Consider the following 22,821-nt stretch of genomic DNA (forward strand, 5'->3'; position numbering starts at 1 on the left):
ACCCTCCCCGAGCAGACTTGTTCTTGCCGCGGTCGTCGCCTGGATCGTCCTGTTGACCGTCATCATCCTGCTCGATCCCCACGGCTCCGGCCCGTGAGTCCGCACCCGCTGTCAGCCACCGCGGGCAGGGCGGCGTGACCAGGCCGGCTTGATCGGGGCCAGCAACGACAGGCCGGCCAGCGCGAACGCCGGCACGAGCGCCCAGCGCAACACCACGGACCCGACTTCCTGCGTTCTGGCCATGGTGCCGAGCGAACTGCCGATGCTGCGGTACACCTCGTCCAGCGAGTCGGCCGTCTGAGCGTCGTAGGTCCGCCCGGCGGTGCCCTCGGCCAGGGTGCGCAGCGTTTCGGTGTTCGGCGGGACCGGCAGTTGGCGGCCGTCGATCTCCACGGTGCCGTTCGGGGTGCCGAAGGCGATGGTGGAGACCGGCACCTTGCTCCGGGCGGCGTCCTGGGCGGCCTCCGGCACCGTCCGGCCCGCGGTGTTGTCGCCGTCCGACAGCAGCACGATGGCCGCCGGCGGCGGGTCGCTGGCCGCCTGCTGGTCGAAGGAACGGATGGCGTCCAAACTGGAGAAGACCGCCTCGCCGATGGCGGTGCCCGACGCGGGCTGGAGCGTCTCGATGGCCTGAGCCACCGCCTCGTGGTTCACCGTGGGCGAGACCACCACGGCCGCCGATCGGGCGAAGGACACCAGGGCCACGTTGAAGCGCTCAGGCAGGCTGGTGATGAACGTCTTCGCCGAGGACTTGGCCGCCTGCAACCGGGACGGCGGGATGTCGGTCGCCACCATGGACAGCGACACGTCGATCGCCACCACGATGGTGGCCCGGTCCCGGGGCACGAGAACCGTGGCGGTCGGGCGCGCGGCCGCCACGACGAGCAGCCCCATCACCAGCGCGAACAGCCCCGCGGCGACGTGCCGCGACCAGGTCGCCCGGTTCGGTGCCACCAGGTCCAGCAATCTCAGGTTCGTGTAGCGCGCGGCATAACGAGGCCGAAGGAGCTGCACGACGACGTATCCGGCCACGGCGGCGGCCAGGACCACGAACAACCACAACCATCCGGCGGCCTGAAAGCTCATCCTGCCTCCCCGCGGACAGCACCGGCGCCCCGGAGCGGCGCCCGCGGCCTGACTTCTCCTCGGCGCGCCTGTCACATGCGGACATCCGCAGGTCTACCCCCGGCCGGCGGACACATGCGCCGCATGAGACATGTCTGCCGGTACGAAGGAGTGTGCGGTATCTTGAGCAGGTTCTTCCGGATACCGCCGGGACCGGCGGCCAAGGGCGAGGAGGTGAGGCTGCATGAGCAGTCAACCTCCCAGTCCGGCTCGCTGAGCGTCTCATCCCTTTCTGACCAGCGCCGCTCTGCGGCTCGTTCGGCTGTGCCGCCGTGCTGGTGACCCTTGAGGTGTCTCCGGAGGTCCCCCATGATGATGTCCGATTGGCGTTCGCGCGTCCTGCGCCCGGTCCGGCGAACCGAATCAGCAACGGCCAAGGAGCGGGAGCCCTCCCCCGAGCAGTCGATGGACCCGCGTGGCCACCGCCCCGTACGGTCGGCCGACGGCCAGGTCGTGGATGCCGCTCTCTACCGGCACGGCAAGCGCCTGGACAGCCCGTCCACCCCCACCGAAGTCCGCGCGCGCCTGAGCGAGCAGTCCGGCGGCATGGGCTGGATCGGTCTCTACCAGCCCGACGAGGCACACCTCGCCGCGCTCGGCGAGGAGTTCGGGCTGCACGAGCTGGCCATCGAGGACGCCATCGTGGCCCACCAACGTCCCAAACTGGAACGCTACGGCGACACCCTGTTCGTCGTGCTCCGCGCCGCCCGCTACGACGACGACGCCGAACAGGTCGAGTTCGGCGAGATCCACCTGTTCGTCGGCCCCGACTTCGTGCTCACCGTCCGGCACGGCAACGCGCCCCCGCTGCATCCGGTACGCGAACGCATGGAAGCCGACCCGGAGCTTCTGGCCCGCGGCTCCGAAGCCGTCCTGTACGCCGTGCTCGACCACGTCGTCGACGGCTACGCCCCCGTCATCGCCGGGCTGCAGAACGACATCGACGAGATCGAGACCCAGGTTTTCGGCGGCGACCCCGGCGTGTCCAGGCGCATCTACGAACTGTCCCGTGAAGTGATCGAGTTCCAGCGCGCCACCCGTCCCCTGCTGGTCATCCTGAACAGCCTGACCGCGGGCTTCGACAAGTACGGCACCGAGGAGGAGCTCCAGCGTTACCTGCGCGACGTCGCCGACCATGCGACCACCGTGGCCGAGCGCGTGGACGGCTTTCGCCAGATGCTCGCCGACATCCTCACCGTCAACGCCACCCTCGTCTCCCAGGCGCAGAACGAGGAGATCAAGCACATGACGGAGGCCAGCCTCGCCCAGAACGAGGAGATCAAGAAGATCTCCTCCTGGGCGGCGATCCTGTTCGCCCCCACCCTCATCGGCACCGTCTACGGCATGAACTTCGAAGCCCCCGGCATGCCCGAACTCCGCTGGCCCTACGGCTACCCCTTCGCTCTCGGCCTGATGGCCCTGACCTGCCTGGGCCTGTACCTGATCTTCAAGCGCCGGGACTGGCTCTGACCGCACCTCCCAGGCAGCATGTCCTCCGAGGAGATCCTCACGGTCTCGGCAGGCGGAGCGCTATCACCGCGATGTCGTCCAGCCCGCTGGTCGGGAGCCCGCTGACCACTGTGTCGCAGAACCTGTCCGCCGGCTCGTCGGCGACCGACTCCGCCAGGCTGCGCAGCCGTTCGAGGCCACGGTCGAGATGCTCGCCCGGCCGCTCGACGAGGCCGTCGGTGTACAGCAGGAGCGTGCTGCCCGGCGGCAACGGCTCCACCTGCGAGACGCGCGCCCCCTGATGGGGGAGGCCCAGCAACGGGCTGACGGCGCCCTCCAGGAAACGTCCCCGGCCTTCGGCGGTGACCAGCAGCGGCGGCGGATGACCGGCCGCCGCGTACCACAGCCGGTAACCGCCGTCGGACTCCTCCACGCGGGCGTACACGCACGTGGCGGTGACGTCGTCCGCCAGCGACTCCATCGCGATGTTGAGCCGGGTGAGGATCTCCCCCGGCGGTTCGCAACGATCCATCGCCAGCGCGCGCAGCATGTTCCGCAGCTGGCTCATCGCGACGGCGGCGCTCAGATCGTGGCCGGCCACATCGCCGATCACCAGGACCGGGACACCGTCGGGCAGGACGAAGGAGTCGTACCAGTCGCCGCCCACCTCCGCCGCCGCCGGGCTCGCCCGGTAGCGGGCCACGATCTGCAGACCGGGCAGGCGTGGTGGCTCGGCGAGCAGGCTGTACTGCAGGGCGAGCGCGATCTGCTGTGCGCGCTGGAAGCGGATGGCCCTGCTCAGGGCGTCATGGGCGTGGTCGAACATGCGGTTCAGCAGGCTGATGTCGGCTTGGCTGATCGGCGGGCGGTCGCCGCACGTCACCACGCAGACCACGGCGGGCACCGCACCGTCGACCACGACCGGCAGGACCAGCGCGCTGTTGGCGTCGTTCGTCGTCAGCCACGGCAGCGTGCCCGTGGGGACGAGCGCCGGTGGCGGCGAGCCGGCGGGGAACCGCTTCAGCAGGGGCCGCCGCCGCCGTACGGCCTTGACGAAGGCGTTGCCGGCGGGAAGCTGCTCCTCGCTGTAGGGCGGCAGCCGCTTCAGGCCGGGGCGCGCGGCGGTGGCCAGCCGCTCGATGACGAACGGAGCGCCGCCATGGCGCTCGTCGGTCAGGTCGGTGACCAGATAGACACCGCAACCGTCGCCCAGTTCCGGCACGATGACGTCGGCCAGCGCGCCGAGCATCTCCTCCAGGCTGTGCAACTGCGTCGTGACGGCGGCGGCACGGTCGAGCAGGCGCTGGCGCCGCTGCTCCTGCCACTGCTGCTCGACGTCGGTGGACGTGCCCACCCACTCCACCACCTGGCCGTCCACGCAGATCGGCACCGCGCGGAGCTGGAAGTGCCGGTAACCGCCCTCGACGGTGCGCAGCCGGTAGACGTGCTCCCACATCTCGGTGGTCTCGGCGACCGCCCGTGACCAGGACTCCACGGTGGCCGGTCGATCATCAGGGTGGACCGCCCGCAGCCAGCCCTGCCCGCGGTAACTCTCCCACGGCTGCCCGGTCACCCGCTCCCAGCTGGGGCTCGGCTCGGACACGTAGCCTTCCCTGCTGGTCACCCAGAAGATGTCCGCGCTGACGCGCATCAGGCTCTCGTAGCGCCGCAGGATGCGGTGGCGCTCCTCGGCGTTGGCCGTCAGCCGGTGCGCGGCGGTGGTCTGCTCGGTCACGTCCATCACCACCACGAGCACCCCGTGGTCGCCGGGCCCGAAGACGACCAGCGACAGGCTGAAGGTGAAGAACCGCTCCCCCAGGTCCCGGCGGCCGCGTATCGGCACCGCCGGCTCGGCCGTGCTGATGACCGGCTCGCCGGTGGCGTACACCTGGTCGAAGAGCGGAAGGTAGTGCGGCAGCACGGATTCGGAGAAGGCCTCCTCGACGGACACCCCACCCCCGGGATCGCTGACCAGCGACTGGTACACGGCATTGCTGTAGATCAGCCGGTGCCCCGAACCCCGGGTCACCGCCACCCCCACCGGCGCGGGATCCAGCATCTCGAACGAGAGCCCGCTGCTTCCGCGATCTACGACATCCATCGTGACCTCCCCCGACGGTCACAAGCACCCTCAGCCCTACCCATGGATGGCAGAGCACGAACTCGACCTCGCCTTCAGCGCACTGTCTTCGAGGTGGCCAGGGCGCCCCCTCCCGGCCCGATCACGGATCCCGAGCGAATCACCGATCTGAACGTACGCCGACGAGACCGGCTCGGCGGCGTACTCCACGCGTGTTCACATGCCACTTCCCGCACCACTACGCCGAACACCACGGAGGGCTTCGGGCCGAAGTGGTCGCGCGACCGGGACCGCGCCTCCACCCTCGAAGGCAGCGGGCCTAGGTGGTCACGAGCTGGCGGGTGATGCTGGGATCGCTGATCCTGGTGTCGTCCGCCAGCAGGAACGCCTTCGACAGGATGACCGACAGCATCCCGCCGTCCTCCTCGAACGGCAGGAACACCGATGCGGCGGAGCGGTCGCGGCCGGGGACGATGCACAGGTAGGCGTCGTTCGGCTCCATCAGGATGTTGCCCGACCCCAGATGAATCCGATAGGTACGCAGTTTCCCGCGCACGCGCAGGAACCGGTCGGTCAGCTCCGCCCGGTCGGCGATCTTCAGCCGGGGCAGCAGCCGGGCCAGCGCGTCACGCCGCGTGCGAGCGGTCTCGTTCAGTTCGCCGAACCCGTACGAATGCCAGTAGCCGTCGTACCCGACCGCCGCCTGCTGGTCGAGCCCCAGGGACCCGACCCCCACGGCGAGGTCGGCGTCGCGCAGCAGCTCCGACAACACCAGCGGCGGCACTTCGGTGAGCGGCGCGTCGCCGGGCAGATCCGCGCGGCGGAACCGGATCGCGTCGGTGGCGGCGCAGGAGGCCGTGCCCCAGGCGTCCTGGTGGGGGTCGGAGGCGACCTGCATGCCCCAGCTCGCCTGCCAGCCGGCGAGCGTCTTGACGGCCGCCCCTACGTCGCCGCCGCACTCGTAGTCCCAGTGACCGATCGACAGCCCGCTCCAGCCGCGCTGTTCCAGCAGCGCCTTGGCCTGCCCGTAGCGCACGAAGTGACCCTTGAACCGGTCGGAGTGGGTGCGGGTGCGCTCCTCGGCCGGGGTGAGCAGGTAGACCTCGCGGAACGCCTGCTTGAACGGCTGCCTGATCCCCCGCTCCAGCAGGTGGTCGCGCCAGCCGCGCACCCCCTCGGCGCTCTCCTGGACAGGGTGCCACAACCGGACGGGCGTGTCGGCGCCCGGACGCACGGATCTGCCGCTCGCGCCGGCCAGTGCCCAGCCGCCGCCGCTCCTGACCGGCAGCCCGGCGAACCCGTCGGGGAGCCGCCAGATGAGGGCGCGGGTGTAGGGGCCGGTGACGGGATGGTCCAAGAAATATCGCTCGGCCTGTTGGCCTTGGCCTTGCGCCAGTGTTTCAGCAGGGGCAGCACGGCGGGGTGAGCCAGCCGGGCGGCGTATTTCCCTGCCATGGCGCGGGCGATGGGGTCGCCGTCCCAGACCAGGCTGCGCACGACCCCGGCCGGCCCGTGCTCCGGGGGCTCGGTCAGGACCCGCTCCAGGTCCTTGCGTAACGCGGCCCGGCCGGGGCTGCGGTGGGCCGGGTGCCACGGCGGCGCGTCACCAAGGATCTGACGGCGCTCGGGGTGTCCGAGCGTCGCGATGGCGGCCAGCGGAATCCGGTACACCTCGGCGTGCCCGGTGTGACCGGAACTCGACAGCGCGTCGGCGATCTCCCACAGAGAGCGCGTGTCCTCGAACGTCCAGGGGATGTCGCCGCCGGCCACCTCGCGCACCAGCCGGAGCACCTCCTCGGGGTGCTCGTGGCCGCCCTTGTCGCCCAGGCTGAGCCGCAGTTGCGCCCATAGGCCGAACGCCCTGCGCCCGGCCTCGTCGGTGCCGGGCCGCCCGCCCGCGTCGTAGCGGGCGAACAGCGCACGCGGCAGCCCCTCGAGGCGGTAGTTGAGCAGGTGGCTCTGGGACCGGGGAAAGTTGTCGAGGACGCCCATGTCAGCCTCCGGCCCGCGACACGAGGCGGACGAGCTCGCGCGCCGGGCTCGCGCCGGGCCGAGCGGGAGGCGGGATCTGGACTGAGCACCTGCCGGCAGCGCTCTCGTCTCTGAAGATGGCCGTGGCCATGGGGGGGCTCCATCGTCGTCGGTCGGTCAACGTGACAGGCCATAGGTATCAACGGGCACCGACAATCAGCCTCACTCGCGGAGCCGACCAAGATTTTTTCCGTTCCCGGACACCTGACCCGGTGATCAGGGCTCGACGACCACCTTGATCGCGCCGGCGCCGCGGTCGGCCGCGACGCGGAACGCTTCCCGAGCCTCCTGGATCGGGAACCGATGCGTGATGATCGTCCGCGCGATATCGGGCTTCTTGGCCAGCATCGACGCCACTTCCTCGACTTCGCGGACCCCCTCGTGCCTGCCGTAGGCGATGCTGTTGACGTAGGTCAGCTCCTTGACCAGGCTCTGGGTCCCCGGGATCGGCAGCGTTGTCCGGTACACGCCCAACGCGACGATCCGGCCTCCCGGACGTGCGGCGTCCGCGGACCGAGCCAGGCTCGACTCGCTGCCGGCCGCATCGATCACCACGTCGTAGGTCCCCTCCGGCCGCCCTAATCCGAGTCGCTCGGCGGCGGTCAGCTGATGGCTGTGCCGGGTGTCCACATCGGCGTCCAATCCTTGATACTGGGCTGCCGCACCTGCCAGGAGCCCGATCGACCCCCCGCCGACCACGAGAATGCGCTCTCCTGGTTGCGCCTGCGCGCGGCGCAACGCGTGCCAGGCGACGGCGCCGGGTTCGATCAGGCACGCGTCCTTCACGTCCAGCTGCGGGGGCAGGGCCAGCAAGGTGTATTCCGGCACCACGACCGCCTCGGCAAGGCCGCCGTCCCGGTACATCCCGAGGTTCCCGTGGCCGGCCTCGGTGCACCGCTGTGGATTACCGGCACGGCATTCCGCGCATTCCCCGCCGTAAATGGTCGGTTCGACGAAATAGGCGTTGCCGGTGTCATCCACTCCGGCGAATTCATGGCCGTAGACGAAGCTGGTGACGCCGAGGTTGGCGAACATGACGTCGGTGCCGCAGATCCCGGCGGCGGCGACCGACAGCCATACCCCCGCTCCACCAGGTTCATCGACCTCGACGGTGCGGATTCCGTCATCGGTGTTCACTACCGCGAACATGTTGCGTCTCCCCGCTCTTCAACCACCGTCTCGGTTCTCCTGCTTCAACCTGGCGGGTGACAGGGTGAGGGGACGTCACCTCATCAGGGTGATCAGCCCGAGCTGCGCACCGCGCGGCTGGTGGCCACCGCGGCGACCTCCAAGGTCCTGAGCGCGCGCACGATCGACACCGTGCGCCCGCGCAACATCTTCGACGAGCTCGGCATCACCTCCCGCCGACAGCTCGGCGACCTGCGGCTTCCCTCACCCCAACCGGGGTGCGCCACACCCCCGAGAGACGGTCGAGTCGAACGTCCGGCTCCGTAAGGAACTGCCCGGGTCAGCGGCGGCGAGCGAGCGGTGCGAGCAGGCCCAGGGCGCGGGCACGGGTGACCGCCTCGGCCCGGCGGTTGATGCCGAGCTTGCGGTAGAGGTTGCGCGTGTGGGTCTTGACGGTGTTCGGCGAGAGGGACAGTTCGTCGGCGATCTCCGGTGCCGACAGATTGGTCGGCAGGTACCGCAGCACACGGATCTCGCTGTCGCTGAGCGGCTCGAGCGGCGGCGGAGGTGCGGTCCGCCCGGGAGCGGGGCTCCTTCCGGCGAGCAGGCTCTGGATCTCGGCGATGAGGGAGGCGTGCCGGGTGCGGTGTGCGCTGTGCCTGCTGAGCAGGTGCTGCGTCGGCTGCAGCAAGAACCAGATCAACACGCCGCCCGGTTCGGCCAGATCGAGAGCGCGTTCGAGGGCGCGCTCGGCGGCTCCGGGGTCGCCGAGCGCGTCCCTGGCGATCGCCTCCAGCAGGAAGGCCTGTTCCAGCCAGTCCGGCCAGGGCACCGATGCGGAACCGTCCAGGACCGGCGCCAGGGCGTCGGTCGCGGCCCGTGGGTCGGCCTGGGTGAGCCGCAGCATCGCCAGCGCTATCCGCATCTCCCCGCGGTCGCGATCGTGCTGGTCCAGGTCGGCGAGGGCCTGGGCGGCGCGCTTGGTCTCGCCGGAACGCACGAGAACCTGAAGCCGGAACGCGTGCATCGCCATGCCCATCGGATTGGGCCCGGCCAGCAGTTCGGACAGCGGCTCGGCCGCGTGGAAGGCGGCCAGTGCCTCGACGTGCCGGCCGCGTGCCATCTCCAGCATCGCGCGAACCAGGCAGATCCCTATCCCGGCCAGGGGCTGGGCGTTGGCCACGAGGGTGCGTTCGGCGCGCTGGACCCAGGCTTCCGACTCGTCCAGCCGTCCTTGCCAGACCCGTACCGCCCCGAGCGTCATGTATGCCACCCCAGCGGCCGGCTCCTCGGTCCAGCCGTGCCGCCGGGCCAGGTCCACCGCCTGCATTCCGTGGTCGGCCGCCTGCTCGAAGGAGAGGAAGAACTCGTTGGCCGCCTGGTAGGCGAGGCTGCTGAACTCCAGGTACGGTCGCCGGATTCGCCGGGCCAGCGCGCGGCTCAGTTCAAGGTCCCGTCGTGCCTGCGCGAATTCGGCCATCCAGTACTCGGTGCTGTCCAAGCTGATCAACGCGAGCGCGCGCAGCTCCTCGCCGAGCCCGGGCCGCATCACGTTCCGGGCCGCGGCCATCTCCTGCAGGTTTCGTGCCTGCTCGGCCGCCGCCGGCAGGTCCGCGCGCCGGCGGGCCAGCATCAGCCGGACGATCCCGAGCACGAGACGCGCGTGTTCGCGCCGTTCGGCGGGCACGGCCGGGAAGTTCCGCTCCGCCAGACCGAGATGTCGCTGCGCGGCCTCCACCGATCCGTGCGCGAGTTCCTCCGCGGCGAACAGGGCCGCGAGTTCGCCGTCGGTCGCCACCACATCGTCGGGGAATCCCTTGAGCAGGTCGCGAGTGGTGGCGGCCTGACCGTCGAGGCACAGGACGGGCCAGTGGTCGGCGAGCTGCCGGGCGGCCAGGTTCCAGTCGTGGGCGGCCTGGCTGTGCCGGATCGCGCCAACCGGGTGCCCGTGCGCGGCGAGCCATCCGGCGGCCGTCCGATGCAGTGCGGTGAGTTCACCCGGCGCGGTGCGGCGCAACTCCAGCCGCAGCAGGTCGGTGAACAGCCGGTGGTAGCGGAACCACGACCGTGTCGCGTCCAGGCAGACCACGAACGCGTTCGCCTGCTCCAGGTCCTGCAGGATGCGCTCCCCGCCGCTGCCACCGGTGAGCAGGTCGGCGAGCTCGCCGTTCACCTGCTCCAGGACGGACGTCCGCAGCAGCAGCTCCCGCACCTGGCCGCTCTGCCGCTCCAGCACCTCGGCCAGCAGGTACTCGGCCACCGTCCGCTCGCTCCCGGAGAACTCGGCCACGAACCGCTCCGGGGCCTGATGTCCGGCCAGCGACAATGCCGCCAGGCGCAGCCCCGCCACCCAGCCCTCGGTGCGGTCCCGCAGCAGCGTCAGCGCGGGCTCGGGCAGCCGTACCCCGGCGCCGTCCAACAGCTCCCGCGCCTCCTCCAGCGTGAAGCGCAGATCGGCCGTCCTGATCTCGGTCAGTTCGCCGTCCAGCCGCAGGCGATGCAATCCCAGCCGCACGTTCTGCCGGGTGAGGAGAACGAACCGCAACGCGGACGGTGCCCGCATCACCAGCAGCTCAAGTTGCCGGCGCACCTCTGCCGAGCCCAGCTCGTGCACGTCATCGATCACGAGCCAGGTCCGGTCCGCCAAGGGCGCCAGGTCGGTCAGCAGCCGCTCCACGATTCCCCAGCCGTCCAGATCGGGCGCCGCCGTCAGTGCCCGCACCAGCGCCGACCCCGGAACCGTCCCACGCAGCGCGTCGAGCACCGACAGCCAGAACCGCTGCGGGTCACCTTCGTCGTGTCCGACCGCCACCCAGGCGACCCGCTCGTCGATGCTCGCTTCATCGATCCACGACTGGACCAGGACCGTCTTCCCGCTACCGGCCGGCGCCGCTATCACGGTCACCCGACCTGCGGCTGTCAGCCGTCCGAACAAGACCGGTCGCGGCACGAATCCACCCAGGCGAACGCGGGGGACCCCGTCGTCAGGTCGCATAGCCCAGATCTAATCACCCGGATGAGGTGACGTTCCCTCACCTCTTCTGTTGCGCACTTTCAAGATCGCGACGCGACGTCCCGCCCCGAACTCGATCACCGGTCCGGCCGCAACCGTCGTCCTGAACGTACGCCGACCGGTCGTCATGAGCCGGCGTCCGGTCACGGCCACCCGAGCGGAGGTCCTCATGGGCGGTGGGATGGCCACTGGATCGTGCTGCGGCACGACCTGGCCCGCGGCGCCATCCACGGTCTTTCACATGGTCGGGTCCCAGGTGACGGGCAGCCCGTACAACCCGTAGATCAACATGTCGTCGCGCAGCGGAACCTCCCCTTCCGGTACGGCGAGCCGCAACGTGGGAAACCTGTCGAACAACGCCGGCAGTGCCACCTCCATCTCCACCCTCGCGAGCTGCTGTCCCAGGCACTGGTGGATGCCGTGCCCGAAGGCCACGTGCCCGGAAGCCGACCTGTGCAGGTCGAGTGTGTCCGGCTCGGCGAAGTGCTGGGGGTCGCGGTTGGCGGCGGGGATCGAGACGGTGACCGACTGGCCCGCCTTGATCTGGACCCCGCCGAGCTCGAGGTCCTCCAGGGCGGCGCGCACGCCGGCGGGGATGATGCTCAGATATCTGAGCAGTTCCTCGATGGCGCCGCGCCGGCGCAGGGCGGGAATCTGGTCGCGGTGGCTCATGAGAGCGTAGGCGCCCAGGCTGATCATGTTGGCTGTGGTGTCGAGTCCCGCGCCTACCAGGATGAACCCGATGGTGGCCAGCTCGTCGTCGGTGAGGTCGGAGCTGCCGGCCAGGCCGCTGAGCAGGTCGTCGGTGGGATTGGCGCGTTTGGCGTGGATCAGCTCGGCCACGTACCCGCGTAGGGACATGAAGGTGGCGGCTTTGTCTTCCGGCGAGACGTCCATGCGCCCCAGGACGGCCATTTCATCGTAGAACCGGCTCCTGTCGCCGTCGGGCACCCCGAGCAGTTCGCACATCACCTGGCCGGGGATGGGCACGGCGAACGCCTGGACGAGGTCCACGGGCGGGCCCTGCTCCTGCATGGCGTCCAGCCGCTCTGCGGTGACCTGTTCGATCCTTTCGGTGAGCCGGCGCATCCGGCGGACGGTGAACTGGCCGGTCAGCAGCTGCCGGTAGCGGGTGTGCTCCGGCGGGTCCATCGCGGTGAAGGCCCCCGGCGGCGCCGGTTGCGGCTTGTCGCTGATGCCCACCCCTGTCAGCGGGTTGTGGAGAAGCTCGGCCTTGTGGCTGAAGCGCGGGTCGGACAGCACCTCACGGACCAGGGCATGGCTGGTCACCAGCCAGCCCTCGTGTCCGTCTGGATAGGTCAGGGGGGAGACGGGTTGCTCGGCGCGCAGGAGCGCGAGCTCCGGTGCCGGGTCGAAGGGGCAGCCGGCCTGGCGTTGTGTCAGCAAGGACATCTGTTCGCCTCTCTTTGATGCCTTCACTTCCGAGATAACACCACTATGAGTAAAAGTACAACTTATGTAAGTTTAGTGATGATGTAAGATGGCGCCCATGGAGGACGGCAGGCGCGAGCGCAAGAAGCGCCAGACCAGGAAGTTGCTCGTCGACACCGCGTTCAGGCTGTTCGCCGAGCAGGGTTACGAGCGCACCACGGTCGCGCAGATCGCCGCCGCGGCCGACGTGGCGATGAAGACCTTCTTCAACTACTTCCCGAGCAAGGAGGACGTCGTCTTCGGCAACGCGGGCTCCTACGTGGAGGCGGCGCGGCGGCTGATCGCCCAGCGCCAGCCTGACGAGAGCGTTCCCGACCTGCTGATACGGCTGTACGACGGGGAAATCGTCAACTACTTGACCGAGGGGCCCACGGCAGGCGACGTCGAGCGGATGGAGGTCTACAAGCACATGGTGATGACCGTGCCCGCCGTGCAGGCCAAAGGGCTGCAAGTGCTTTTCGACATCCAACGGGGGATGGCTGAGGCGCTGGTCGAGGCGTACCCTGACGAGCTCGACCCGATCAGCGCGGCGGCAGCGGTCGGCTCGATGATCGGCGCGGCGCAGGCAGCGGCGATGGCCAGCTACGAGCGGTCCGGCCCCGTGGAGCAGGAGCAGCTCAAGGCGGCCAGACGCGGCCTCGACCTGGCGATGAAAGGGCTCAACACACTAGGCCGTGGCCTCGTACAACCAGTGAAACCGTCTGCACCGCTTCCTACCTCCTCGCAGGGTGCTTGATCTGCGGTTTCGACCTTCAGCGCCCGTGGGTGCAAGATCGTGATCGAGCGCTCCTGACGGCGCCGGCCCGCTTCCTCCCGATGGATCGTTGACGTTGCGAACGCATCCCGCGCTCGTGCCGAAACAGGCCGGCTCCCCGCCGCCTCGTGATGGAGGTGGCGACGCGGCGCGTTCACATTCTGGCAACCGGTCAATTGACCGGGCACCGATGACTTCCGGGCGGCATTGGCGTCTAAAGCCCTGGCGACAGGCCACGGCCGCCGCGGCCACGCGAGCCCTGCGGCACGGGACACGCACGTCCCCCAGCAAGCACGGTCCCCAGACGATCCGAGACCACGGAGATTCGATCATGCGGAAACTGATAGCGACGGTGTTCAACTACTCCCTCGACGGCCTGCTCGCCGACGAGGGCACCGGGTTCTGGAAGTTCTGCTTCGACCTGCCCGAGAATCGTCAGCCCGACGACCCGGCGCACCTCGACTTCCTCCAGAGCGCCTACGCGCACATCATGGGCCGCACCGCCTACGAGGGCATCGCCGAGGGCATGACAACCTCCACCGACCACCCGTTCGCCGACATCCTGACCGCCGCGCGCAAGGTCGTCTTCTCCCGGACCCTGAAGACAGCCGACTGGGCCAACACCACCATCGCCGCCGGTGACACGACAGAAGAGATCGACAAGCTCCGGCAGGGCGGCGACGGCCACATCGTGGTCTGGGGCGGCGTCAGCCTCTGGCGGTCACTCATGCGACTCGACCTGATCGACGAGCTCCAGCTGAGCATGTTCCCTTACGTCGCGGGCGAGGGCACCCGGCTGTTCGACGGCGTCCCCAAGTCCTACCAGCTCGACCTGGTCTCCAGCACCGCCTCCAGCAACGGGATCATGTATCTGCAGTACCGGCGACCCCGCTGACCCAGCGGCCGGCATGCACGACGAGCACCGGTCAGACGACCGCCGCCACCTGTCCGAGGAGTCCACGACCCCACTCGAACCGACCAGCGGTACCGGCGGCATCGCCGCGATCGACAGCGCTCCTGCTTCTCACCGACATTCCGGGGCCGCCTGGCTCCCCGAAGCGGTGACACCTCCCGGCGGACGCCGCGCCGGGGCCTGCCCTCCCTCAGCTCACCGTCTGCCCCGCGCTCACAGGCGGCTTCAGGAAACCAAGCCCATTCCAGCCGATGAGGGGCCGGTGACGAGCCGTTAGCCCTGGGCTGTCCCGGCCTCGATACGCTGCGTGGAATGGAACAGGCGCCGCAATCGACGCACGCGGTCGTGCACCGGCTGCTCGACGCTGCCAACGCCCATGATCTCGATGCGGTGTTGCGGTGTTACGCGCCGGGCGCGGTCGTGGTGGGACCTGAGATGGAGGCGGCCGGCCCCGAGGAGATCGGCTCCTACTACACGCAGATGTGGGACGGCTTTCCCGACCTGCGCTTCACACAGTGGGAGACGATCACTGTCCGGGACACGATCGCGACCGAGCTGACGGCGGCCGGGACACACACCGGCCCGTACCTGGTGGCCGGAGGCGACGTCCTGGCCCCGACTGGCCGTCACGTCAGCGTACGGGTCTGCTGGTTCTGGCACCTGCGCGACGGCCTCGTCTCCAGCCAGCGCTTCTACTACGACCAGCTCGAGATCTACGCGCAGCTCGGCCTGCGGACACCCTTGTCCTTCGGAGCCGGCGGCGTCGAGAACGGCGCCGAAGGCAGGCAGTGATCAGACTGCCGTTCTGGACGGCCCGCGTTCCGCGCCGAATCGGCTCAGGCCCGGGGAATCGCCACCGTCTTGGTCCGGCTCGCGGGCAGTACGGCCGTCAATACCGCGAGGACACCGCAAAGGCCGATCACCCCGGTGACTGGTTGCCAGGGTACGTCGATCGCCACGGGCCCGGACAGTTGCGCAGACCAGCAGAGCCCAACTCGCCGGCCTCGACCTGACCTGACCTGGATCACCTCGTCGCCCGCCGAGATGCGTATGTGCAGGACAGGGCCAGGCGGCGCGGCGATCCACCAACCAGGGCTGGCGCGGCGCAAGGACCGCGAGCGCCCGATCCTGCTCAGAGAGCGGTACGCGAGTTGATGCCCCTTTGATCGCTTGCGCCGGATGGGGAGGGCTGGTCATGGGTTCGTTGCCGGGCAATGGACCCGGCTCAATCTCCACCGGAATGCCCAGGCTGGCCAGGCGTTTGAGCTTGGCGCGGGCGTCCTCGAAGTTCTTACGCTCCAGGGCCGAGCAGAGATCCCGCGCTCGTGTGGGCCGGCCGGTGCCGGTCATAGGGCGAGAATCTGCTGGTAGCCGGGATGGCCGCATGCGGTGAGCACTGGCTCGATCAACGCCCATCGCTCATCGGACAAGTCGCTCGCGTACGGCTTGCGCTCACTCACCCGGCTACCCCGGCACATTCGGCCCGCCCGTGCTCGATCCATGCGGCGACTTGCAGCACTTGGCAGGTGTCCGGATCACGAGCGCCACCATCTGAGCGGTCGCTCAAATCGAAGCGCCGGAATTTCAGCGTGTCGAGCGAACCCACCGATCACAGGCGGTGACTGCATATTCGAACCCCACTGGGCTGCCGCACGGAACCCCGGTGACGAGCCGCTCGACGCGGCGTAGCGTCAATACGTGGAAGAGGACTCTGAAGCGCGCCGCCTCCTCTATGACGTGCAAGGCGCCTACGCGCACGTGAACTCCGCACGCGATCTGGACGGCATGCTGCGGGCCGTGACCCGGCTGAGGAGGCAAGCACGGTTCGCCTCGTGGAAGTTGAGGAGGTTACGGCGCCTGCGCAGGGCTGCGGCGCGGAAGGCCGCTCAGCAGGGGCAGTGACGAGTCGGCCACCCCCGGCGTAACGTCAGGTCGTGGATGAAGAATCCGAGATCAAAACCGCCATGATGGGGCTGCGTTTCGCGATCGACCGGCTAACGCCCGGCATGGGCGTCAGCGACCTGCTGATCGCTGTCGCCAACATCGAGGCAGCGGCCAAGGACGCACAGAAGAACCTGCGGGACATCAGCACCCAGCGGGCCATTGACGACATCAACCGGGGCAAGAAGCCCTTCCTCTGACTTGCCTGGTGGCTGTGAGATTGTTTCGACGAGCAGCGCGCGAGCATCGCCGAGATCCTCCGCCCGTCATGGACGCCGCCCTGACTTTGGAGGCGTCGAGGACTTGGACGTGGCGTTGCAGAGGGTCCGGCAGGTGGAGGTCGCCGTCGGCTTGGCCATGGACCTACTGATGCGGAACAGGAACGCCCTGCGCCGTGAGCTCCTGGACAGCATCCTGATCCCTGTCCCGCGCGAAAACACGGTTCCGTACTGTGAGCTGGGGTTTTGCTGCGCGATCAGAACGGCGGCTGCCACCATCGCAGGGTGTTGTTGTCATCGGTCTACCGGTTGGTGAGGGGCTTGTTCGGCCTGCTGGCGGTGCTGGTCCGCGCTGATCTATCCAAGGACGTTGAGCTGCTGGTGCTCCGTCACGAGAGTCAGGTGCTGCGCCGCCAGCTCGGTGACCGGCTGCGGTGGGGTCACCTCGACCGGGTCTGGCTTGCGACATTGTCGAGGCTGGTTACACAGATTGAATGCGTAGAGTCTTAACCTCGTGACGGATCGCTTCGGGTGAGGTCCGACCGGAGCATGCGGTATGGGCACAAGGGTGGGTACACGCCTGCGGAGCAGGAGCGGCGCGAGCGTGTGCGGCTGCAGGTGGCCGAGTGGTTCGAGGCCGGGGAGTCGACCAGGGCGTCGCGGTGCGGTTGCGGGTGCATGAGCGGTCGGTGACGCGGTGGCGGAAGGCCTGGCTGGAGGGCGGCACGTCGGCGTTGCTGTCGAAGGGGCCGGTCTCGGTGGAGAAGTTGTCGGCCCGGCAGTGGGCGCGGCTGGATGCCGAGCTCAAGCGTGGGCCGCTGGCCTGGGGCTACGTCGAGGATCAGTGCTGGACGCTGGGCCGGGTCAAGACGCTGATCGGGCGGCTGTTCCACATCGGTTACACCATCGAGGGGGTGGGCAAGCTGCTGCATCGCCACGGCTGGTCGGTACAGATGCCGGCCCGGCGCGCTCTGGAGCGGGACGAGGAGGCCATCGCGCTGTGGAAGGCCGAGGTGTGGCCGGCGGCAAAACCACCGCGGCGGACCTGGGTGCCTACCTCTGCTTCGAAGACGAAGCTGGGCAGGGACTGAGGCCGCCGAAGGGACGCACCTGGGCGCCGGTCGGTGCCCATCCGGTGGTGACGGTACGCGTCAGAGGCTCCGGCCGGATCAACATGGCCGGCGTCGTCTGCTTCCGCGACGGTGAACGACCGCACCTGTTCTACAAGCTGCACATCTACCACGGCCGCAAGGGCGAGCCCAAGACGTTCTCCTGGATCGACTACCGGGACCTGATCGTGGCCACCCACCAGCAGCTCGGCGCACCACTTGTAATGGTGCTGGGACAACCTCAACGTGCACCTGGCCGGACAGTCGGCCGACTTCGCCGCCGAGCACACCGACTGGCTGCGCATCGTCCAGCTCCCCACCTACGCACCCGAACTTAATCCGGCCGAGGGCGTGTGGTCGCTACTCCGCCGCTCCCTGACCCACTTCACCGTCACCGATCTGGCCGGCCTGGCGCGGATCATCAAACGCAAGCTGAAGAAGATCCAGTACCGGCCCCACTTGCTCACCGGCTGCCTGACCCAGACCGGCCTCACCCTCGCTACCCCGACAAAACCATGACCGACTCTACGAGTTCCACCTGTGTAGCATCTCCGGCATCGTGCGGCAGCAGATCGCTGAAGGCCGGCAGATCGCCTCCGGCCGGCTCTGCCAGCTCGCCCCCTTCCTACGCGCCCACATCAGCCGCTTCGGCGCCTACGCCACCGACAACCTGTGCTGCCGGCCCGACCCGCTCGACCCCCTCCTGAAGGAGGGGTCGACTTCACCGACGTCGGCATGGACGCCTGATCGTCAGCGACCCGGGAACGACATGATCAAGGACGTGGTGTCGGCGGTCCTCACGCCCGCGCGATGGGCGCTCAGCCCCGCTGGCCGGGACGGTCGACGATCACCGATGCCAGTAGGGCTGTGCTCCACACCGCTCCCTTGCGGGCGAGGGGTTCCGTCATGCCGGGCCGCACCTCATCCTGCAGCCAGACTGTCCGGCTACCCAGATAGCGGTAGGTAGCGGGGTCCAAAATCTCATATTTGCGGTAAGGCCATGCATCACCGGCTAGCTCCCGCCAGACGCCCAGCCCGCTGCGGCCGGCGGCGTCGCTCACGCCCTGCTCGATCCGGACGCCGGGAATGAGAGCGAGAGCGCGGAACATGGCCGCCTCCAGCCGCGGTGGCATCGAACCGTACCTGCTCAGGTAGAGCATGATCACGTTATACGCCCGAACATCGGCGGGCACGACGGTCTTGGGAACCCCCTCCTCACGGGCTCCCTTGATCCAATGGCGGTCCCCCGTGACCTTGGCCAGCAGTTTCCTCGGGTCGGTCGGCAGCTCGCGCAGCTTGGCGTCGTACTTCTGCGGCGACAGGTCGTCGTCGCCGGAATCCAGGGGATTGCCCTCAGGGCCGACGTGCAGTTTTCCGTCCTCACCGAAATTAGCGGCCTGCATGCCGTCATAGCGCATCCAGTGCTCACGAGTCTCGATCGTGTCCGAGTTCGGTTGCTTGTCCAGGGTCTTGGTGTAGTGCCACTGCGTCGGCAGCGGCACCGGGGTGCTCTCGCGCCTGCTTGCCACCTCGGCGGCGCGGGCCAGCACCACATCGGAGTCAAGTTGGACGACCGAGGGTGTAGCCGCCGGCTCCTGAGCGGGAGGTTGCGGCCGAAAAGTCGCCACGGCGACCGCGGCGGCGGCCCCCAACGCCCCAACCACGAGCAGGCGACGCCCCAGTGCCCGCCTGCGCCCCCGCATCCGCTTCAGCAGCCGCCGCCGCTCCGGAATGATCCAGTCCTGGCCGGGCTCGGGCACCTCGGCGCGCCACTCGCGCAACGATCGCAGCTCATCCATCCGAAGACTCCTTTCGCGTCATCGCGGGGTCTGATCCACCGAGCGCCTGGCGTGTCCTGGTCCGGGCCCGGTTCAGGCGGGATCTGACGGTGCCGACCGGAATGTCCAGCGCACGGGCCACGTCCTCGTACGACATATCGGCCCAGGCCACGAGTAACAACACCTCCCGGTCCCCGGGTGACAGGTGCATCAGAGCCGCCGCCAGCCCGGCCTGCTGCGCGGCGACCCGGTCGTCGACGCACTCGGCATACGGCTCGACGATCTCGTCGACGCCGCTGCGGACCAGCGCCCGGTAGAAGCGGATCTCCACCCGCCGATGCCGGCTGACGAGCCGGGCGGCGATGCCGTACAGCCAGGGCCGCGCGTCAGGACGGCTCAGGTCGTAGCGGCCGCGACGCCGGAAAGCGGCCAAGAACGCGTCGGAGACGATGTCGTCGGCCAGGGACGGGCCCAGCCTCCGGGCCACATAGCGCCGCAACGCGGGTGCGTGCCTCTCGAACAGGTCGGCGAAGGCCTCCGGATCGCGCTCCGAGCGCCGTATCAGCTCGGCGTCATCGGCCCTGCCGGATTCGTTGGCGATCACATGCTGCTCCCGTCCCTACGCGTCGATTCGCCAGCTTTCGCCCGGACGGCCGACGCGAGTTCACGTTATGAGATGTGATCTGCGTCACCTTGCGATGGATCGCGGTAAAGGAGGATGCGCCGATGCCCGTCAGCCCGGACCCAACCTCCTTGAGAACCTCACCCACCGGATCACTTTTACTGAAGACAGCGTCAACCCCCTAGGGGTATCAAGCCCGGTCGGGCCGGAGCGTGAAGACGTTGTCGGGGGCGGCAGCCTCGTTCCCAGCGTTCGTGCAGGTAGGGAAGAAAAGCATCGAGGATCGTCTGACGTTGTGCGCGCTCGTCGCTGATCAGTTCGTCGGCGCCGGCGGCGGTAGCGTAGCGACGCAGAGTCTTGCGAGAGAGTTGCAGCGCACGGCCGATCTGAGTGATGGTCATCCCCTGCGAGCGGAGCTGGTGAATCTCAGCGTGCCGCGCCCTGGTCCGAGCCGCCGAAGCCCCTTCCTCGCGGGCCGGCTCCGACGCCTCGGCAGGCGGTTCGGTTGTCTCGGGCTTGGCCGGTTCGCGCAGATGCACACGGTTTTGAGAGACCGCCCGCCGCAGCGCTCGCCCCGGTGCTCACGGCTACCCGGCCACGCGGGCCAGCGAGTACGCATCGCGCTCGCGCCACAGCAGCCACCCGTCGGCGGCGTAGGCCTCGGCGGCCAGCCGGACCGTGTCGCCGGTGCGCAGGTCGTACACCAGGGCCGCGTAGTGGCTCGGGTCGGTCTCCGCGGGCCTGGCCGCCAGCACGACCAGTCGGCCGCCGACCGTCAGGTCGGTGGCCTGCGCCGCGAGCGCGCTGTCGAGCGAGACCTGCCGGCGCTCCCGCCCGGCCAGCACCGTGAGAACCCGCCCCGCGACCCAGGTCACCGTGTCTCCTGCGGCGGCGAAGATCACGGGCCGGTCCTCGACGGAACCGTCCGGCAGCTCCGCCACCGTGCTCTCCGCGCCGCCACCGCGCACGTCGACCCGCAGCAACCGGCGGCCGTCGGCCACGTAGGCGTAGGGATGGGAAAAGGCAACCGCACGGCCGGATCGACGGACTTCGCGCGGCTCCCCGGCGCATCCGGTCGCTGTCCGCACCACGTCGGTCTCGTCGGTCCACACAAGCACGTCGCCGGAGATCCGGATCGGGTGCGGCCAGCCCTTCGTGACTCCGGTCGTGCCCACCTGGCGCGGTGTGGAGCCGCTCTGGACGCACATCAACTGGTAGTCGTAGGCGCCGCCGCGCGGCTCCGCCCAGGCGTGCAACTCGCTTCCCGCCGCCCGGGCCCAGGACTGCGGCGCGGTGGCGGCGGCGACCGCCGGGACGGGGTCGGAGGGCGTCGCGAGCCACAGGCGGTCGTCCGTGGCCCGGTACGGATCCGCGTCGAACCCCGTGCCGCCGAGCACCGCTCCCATCTCTCCCAGGGAGTCGGCACGGAAGTAGCGGCCGTCGCGGGTGCGCACCGGGATGCGGGCGGGCGGGTCCGGGCGCAGGAAGGCGTGCAACTCCTTCGGCGCGTCGGGTGCGATGAGCCCCGGGGGCTCGGTCGGAGTCCGTACGGCGGCGATTTCGTCGGGCTCCGTACGCGGGGCGAGAGAGGGGAGCAGAACCGCGGCCACCAGGAGTGCCACCGCACCGGCGAGGATCCCGTACCGTCGGCTCCGGCGCCGCGCGGCCGCGGCGGCGATGATCCTGGCGTGCAGGCCGGGCGACGGGGACGCGTCGCCCGTCATCGCCTCGAACCGCTCCCTCAGCCCGTACGGGTTCTCATCCATGACGTTCCTCCTCGTCGGCCAGTGCGGCGCGCAACTTGGCGAGCCCGCGCGCGGCCTGGCTCTTCACGGTTCCCTGCGAGCAGCCGAGCGCCTGGGCGATCTCCCTCTCGGTGAGCTGCTCGACGTATCTGAGGAAGATGACCGCCCGCATGCGCGGCGGCAGCAGCGCGAGGACACGATCGACGCCGTCCATGCCGGGCAGTCGGGCGAAGGACGGGTCGTCCACGGCCCGCTCGGGCAGCTCGGCCACAGTGATCTCTCGACGGCCTCGGCGCCAGCGGTTGCTCATGATGTTCGTCATGATCGTGCGGACGTAGCGCTCGGGGTCGTCCTTGCGGCGCACCCGCCACCAGGCCGCGCCGGTGCGCGTCAGCGCCTCTTGGACCAGGTCCTCGGCGTCGCGGGCGTCAACGGCGAGGACGAGCGCATAGCGGAACAGCGCCGGCAGCCGGTGTTTCACGAACTCGCCGAATTGCAGTCTTTCAGAGTCGTCCATCCTTCCTCCGCCTCCTAAGGACACCTGGTGCCCGGAAGAGGTTGCATGGGCGCCGAGAATATTCGGGCGACATTACCGCATGAAATTCCACCGTCGCTCTACGTTTCAGATCTTGGCTACATTGCTCCAGCATATTGCCGTCCTGATAGAACGCCATTATGTTGGAGCGATCAGACCCGCAGCTTGCCGATCGAGGTACAGCCATGGCAGTGGTCGCACAGCAAGAAGTCGTACACAGACTGCTCGACGGAAATCGCGTCGCATTGTCCGGAGAAGTGGATCTCTCGCGGCCTTACAGCTCGGTAATTGAATTTTCCATTGACGGTCATGTGCATGAGTTCACGGCTTCGACCGCCGGCTTCGCCCGTTCTTATGCGGTCCAGGCCGGGGTCAAGGGGTTCGACGAGACGTTCTCGACGCAGGGCGGGCAACTGTCGGTCGGCCGTCTGGACATGTCCCAGTCGGCCGTCCCGCCCCCGGACGGGTTCCCGCGGATTCCCGAGATCTATGTGGCAGTCGTCTGGGAGGGGCAGCGCTCCTCTCTCTACACCCGGCTGTACAACACGGGCACCGCGCAGGCCGTGGCCCTGATCGAGGCCCTGGAGATCACCGAGCACGCCGACGGGCTCTCCGTCGCGCCCCGGCCGGGCACGGGCGGCGCATACAACGCCCAGGCCGTGGCGCTCAAGGAGGTTCCCTCGGTCGGGCTGCTGGAGATCGCCCTGCTGACGAAGGAGATGTCGCGCAGGGTCCCGCCCTGGGCAGGCACGCGGACAGCGGCCGGCGCGGAGCTGTTCCGCGACACGCTGTCGGACGGCAAGCCCTACTACGTGCTGGTCACGGACTCGGCGATGGCCACGGTGATCCCTGACCCCGACGGCAAGAACGTGGCCGGGCTCGCGGAAGGACTCGATCGGCTGACCCTCCGGGCCCCGGGCTAACTCCG

The 22,821-nt window shown here is 69.2% G+C and carries 20 protein-coding genes; 9 read left to right on the plus strand and 11 right to left on the minus strand.

Features of this window, described 5'->3' with window-relative positions; genetic code table 11:
* Window positions 1–111: 111 nt before the first annotated feature.
* Entirely contained in the window at window positions 112–1,086 is a 975-nt protein-coding gene (locus ACTWPW_RS17940) for a VWA domain-containing protein (RefSeq protein WP_443169322.1), read from the minus strand.
* Between the two features lie 354 nt (window positions 1,087–1,440).
* On the opposite strand from ACTWPW_RS17940, the gene corA reads away from it, so the two are divergent.
* A complete protein-coding gene (gene corA / locus ACTWPW_RS17945; RefSeq protein ID WP_375111514.1) occupies window positions 1,441–2,595 on the plus strand; it encodes a magnesium/cobalt transporter CorA in 1,155 nt (384 codons plus the stop codon).
* 37 nt (window positions 2,596–2,632) lie between these two features.
* Here the strand turns inward: corA and ACTWPW_RS17950 are convergent, their stop codons facing one another.
* The 5 genes from ACTWPW_RS17950 to ACTWPW_RS17970 form a co-directional block, all read right to left on the minus strand.
* Window positions 2,633–4,675, minus strand: coding sequence for a SpoIIE family protein phosphatase (locus ACTWPW_RS17950; RefSeq protein ID WP_443169323.1), 2,043 nt, complete (start codon window positions 4,673–4,675; stop codon window positions 2,633–2,635).
* Window positions 4,676–4,973: 298 nt separating this feature from the next.
* Window positions 4,974–6,248 (minus strand): DUF4132 domain-containing protein, encoded by a 1,275-nt coding sequence (locus ACTWPW_RS17955; RefSeq protein ID WP_443169324.1) that lies wholly within the window; start codon window positions 6,246–6,248, stop codon window positions 4,974–4,976.
* A gap of 653 nt (window positions 6,249–6,901) precedes the next feature.
* A complete protein-coding gene (locus tag ACTWPW_RS17960) occupies window positions 6,902–7,834 on the minus strand; it encodes a zinc-dependent alcohol dehydrogenase (protein WP_443169325.1) in 933 nt (310 codons plus the stop codon).
* Between the two features lie 319 nt (window positions 7,835–8,153).
* Entirely contained in the window at window positions 8,154–10,718 is a 2,565-nt protein-coding gene (locus ACTWPW_RS17965; protein WP_443169326.1) for a LuxR C-terminal-related transcriptional regulator, read from the minus strand.
* 345 nt (window positions 10,719–11,063) lie between these two features.
* Window positions 11,064–12,239 (minus strand): cytochrome P450, encoded by a 1,176-nt coding sequence (locus ACTWPW_RS17970; RefSeq protein WP_443169327.1) that lies wholly within the window; start codon window positions 12,237–12,239, stop codon window positions 11,064–11,066.
* Window positions 12,240–12,336: 97 nt separating this feature from the next.
* On the opposite strand from ACTWPW_RS17970, the gene ACTWPW_RS17975 reads away from it, so the two are divergent.
* The 7 genes from ACTWPW_RS17975 to ACTWPW_RS18005 all read left to right on the plus strand — a co-directional run bounded on the left by ACTWPW_RS17975 (window position 12,337) and on the right by ACTWPW_RS18005 (window position 17,732).
* Window positions 12,337–13,014, plus strand: a complete 678-nt coding sequence (locus tag ACTWPW_RS17975) for a TetR family transcriptional regulator (protein ID WP_443169328.1) — start codon at window positions 12,337–12,339, stop codon at window positions 13,012–13,014.
* Between the two features lie 349 nt (window positions 13,015–13,363).
* Window positions 13,364–13,927 carry a dihydrofolate reductase family protein gene (locus ACTWPW_RS17980; RefSeq protein ID WP_443169329.1) on the plus strand — a complete coding sequence of 188 codons (564 nt, stop codon included), beginning with the start codon at window positions 13,364–13,366 and terminating at the stop codon, window positions 13,925–13,927.
* Window positions 13,928–14,257: 330 nt separating this feature from the next.
* On the plus strand, window positions 14,258–14,737 hold the full coding sequence (locus ACTWPW_RS17985; RefSeq protein WP_375111057.1) for an ester cyclase: 480 nt from the start codon (window positions 14,258–14,260) through the stop codon (window positions 14,735–14,737).
* A 1,142-nt stretch (window positions 14,738–15,879) separates the two neighbouring features.
* Window positions 15,880–16,086 carry a hypothetical protein gene (locus tag ACTWPW_RS17990; protein ID WP_375111060.1) on the plus strand — a complete coding sequence of 69 codons (207 nt, stop codon included), beginning with the start codon at window positions 15,880–15,882 and terminating at the stop codon, window positions 16,084–16,086.
* A 264-nt stretch (window positions 16,087–16,350) separates the two neighbouring features.
* Complete coding sequence (locus ACTWPW_RS17995; protein WP_375111061.1) at window positions 16,351–16,614, plus strand: hypothetical protein; 264 nt, start codon at window positions 16,351–16,353, stop codon at window positions 16,612–16,614.
* A gap of 116 nt (window positions 16,615–16,730) precedes the next feature.
* Window positions 16,731–17,195, plus strand: coding sequence for a winged helix-turn-helix domain-containing protein (locus ACTWPW_RS18000; protein ID WP_443169330.1), 465 nt, complete (start codon window positions 16,731–16,733; stop codon window positions 17,193–17,195).
* 264 nt (window positions 17,196–17,459) lie between these two features.
* Window positions 17,460–17,732, plus strand: a complete 273-nt coding sequence (locus ACTWPW_RS18005; protein WP_443169331.1) for a transposase — start codon at window positions 17,460–17,462, stop codon at window positions 17,730–17,732.
* Window positions 17,733–18,031: 299 nt separating this feature from the next.
* Here ACTWPW_RS18005 and ACTWPW_RS18010 read toward each other — a convergent pair whose 3' ends face one another.
* From ACTWPW_RS18010 to ACTWPW_RS18030, 5 genes are all read right to left on the minus strand, one after another.
* Complete coding sequence (locus tag ACTWPW_RS18010) at window positions 18,032–19,012, minus strand: CU044_5270 family protein (protein WP_443169332.1); 981 nt, start codon at window positions 19,010–19,012, stop codon at window positions 18,032–18,034.
* A complete protein-coding gene (locus ACTWPW_RS18015; RefSeq protein WP_375111065.1) occupies window positions 19,005–19,595 on the minus strand; it encodes an RNA polymerase sigma factor in 591 nt (196 codons plus the stop codon). The genes ACTWPW_RS18010 and ACTWPW_RS18015 overlap by 8 nt, the downstream gene beginning before the upstream one ends.
* 191 nt (window positions 19,596–19,786) lie before the next feature.
* The gene (locus tag ACTWPW_RS18020) at window positions 19,787–20,152 is read right to left on the minus strand and encodes a helix-turn-helix domain-containing protein (protein ID WP_375111066.1); all 366 of its coding nucleotides are present in this window, start codon (window positions 20,150–20,152) and stop codon (window positions 19,787–19,789) included.
* Window positions 20,153–20,200: 48 nt separating this feature from the next.
* Window positions 20,201–21,379 carry a hypothetical protein gene (locus ACTWPW_RS18025; protein WP_443169333.1) on the minus strand — a complete coding sequence of 393 codons (1,179 nt, stop codon included), beginning with the start codon at window positions 21,377–21,379 and terminating at the stop codon, window positions 20,201–20,203.
* Window positions 21,372–21,875, minus strand: a complete 504-nt coding sequence (locus ACTWPW_RS18030; RefSeq protein ID WP_375111068.1) for a SigE family RNA polymerase sigma factor — start codon at window positions 21,873–21,875, stop codon at window positions 21,372–21,374. Before ACTWPW_RS18030 ends, ACTWPW_RS18025 begins: the two co-directional genes overlap by 8 nt.
* A 329-nt stretch (window positions 21,876–22,204) precedes the next feature.
* Between ACTWPW_RS18030 and ACTWPW_RS18035 the strand changes: the two genes are divergently transcribed.
* Window positions 22,205–22,816 (plus strand): hypothetical protein, encoded by a 612-nt coding sequence (locus ACTWPW_RS18035; RefSeq protein ID WP_375111069.1) that lies wholly within the window; start codon window positions 22,205–22,207, stop codon window positions 22,814–22,816.
* The last annotated feature ends 5 nt before the right edge of the window (window positions 22,817–22,821 follow it).

The sequence above is a fragment of the Nonomuraea sp. KM90 genome (genome assembly GCF_052246675.1).
In the GTDB taxonomy this organism is placed as follows: domain Bacteria; phylum Actinomycetota; class Actinomycetes; order Streptosporangiales; family Streptosporangiaceae; genus Nonomuraea.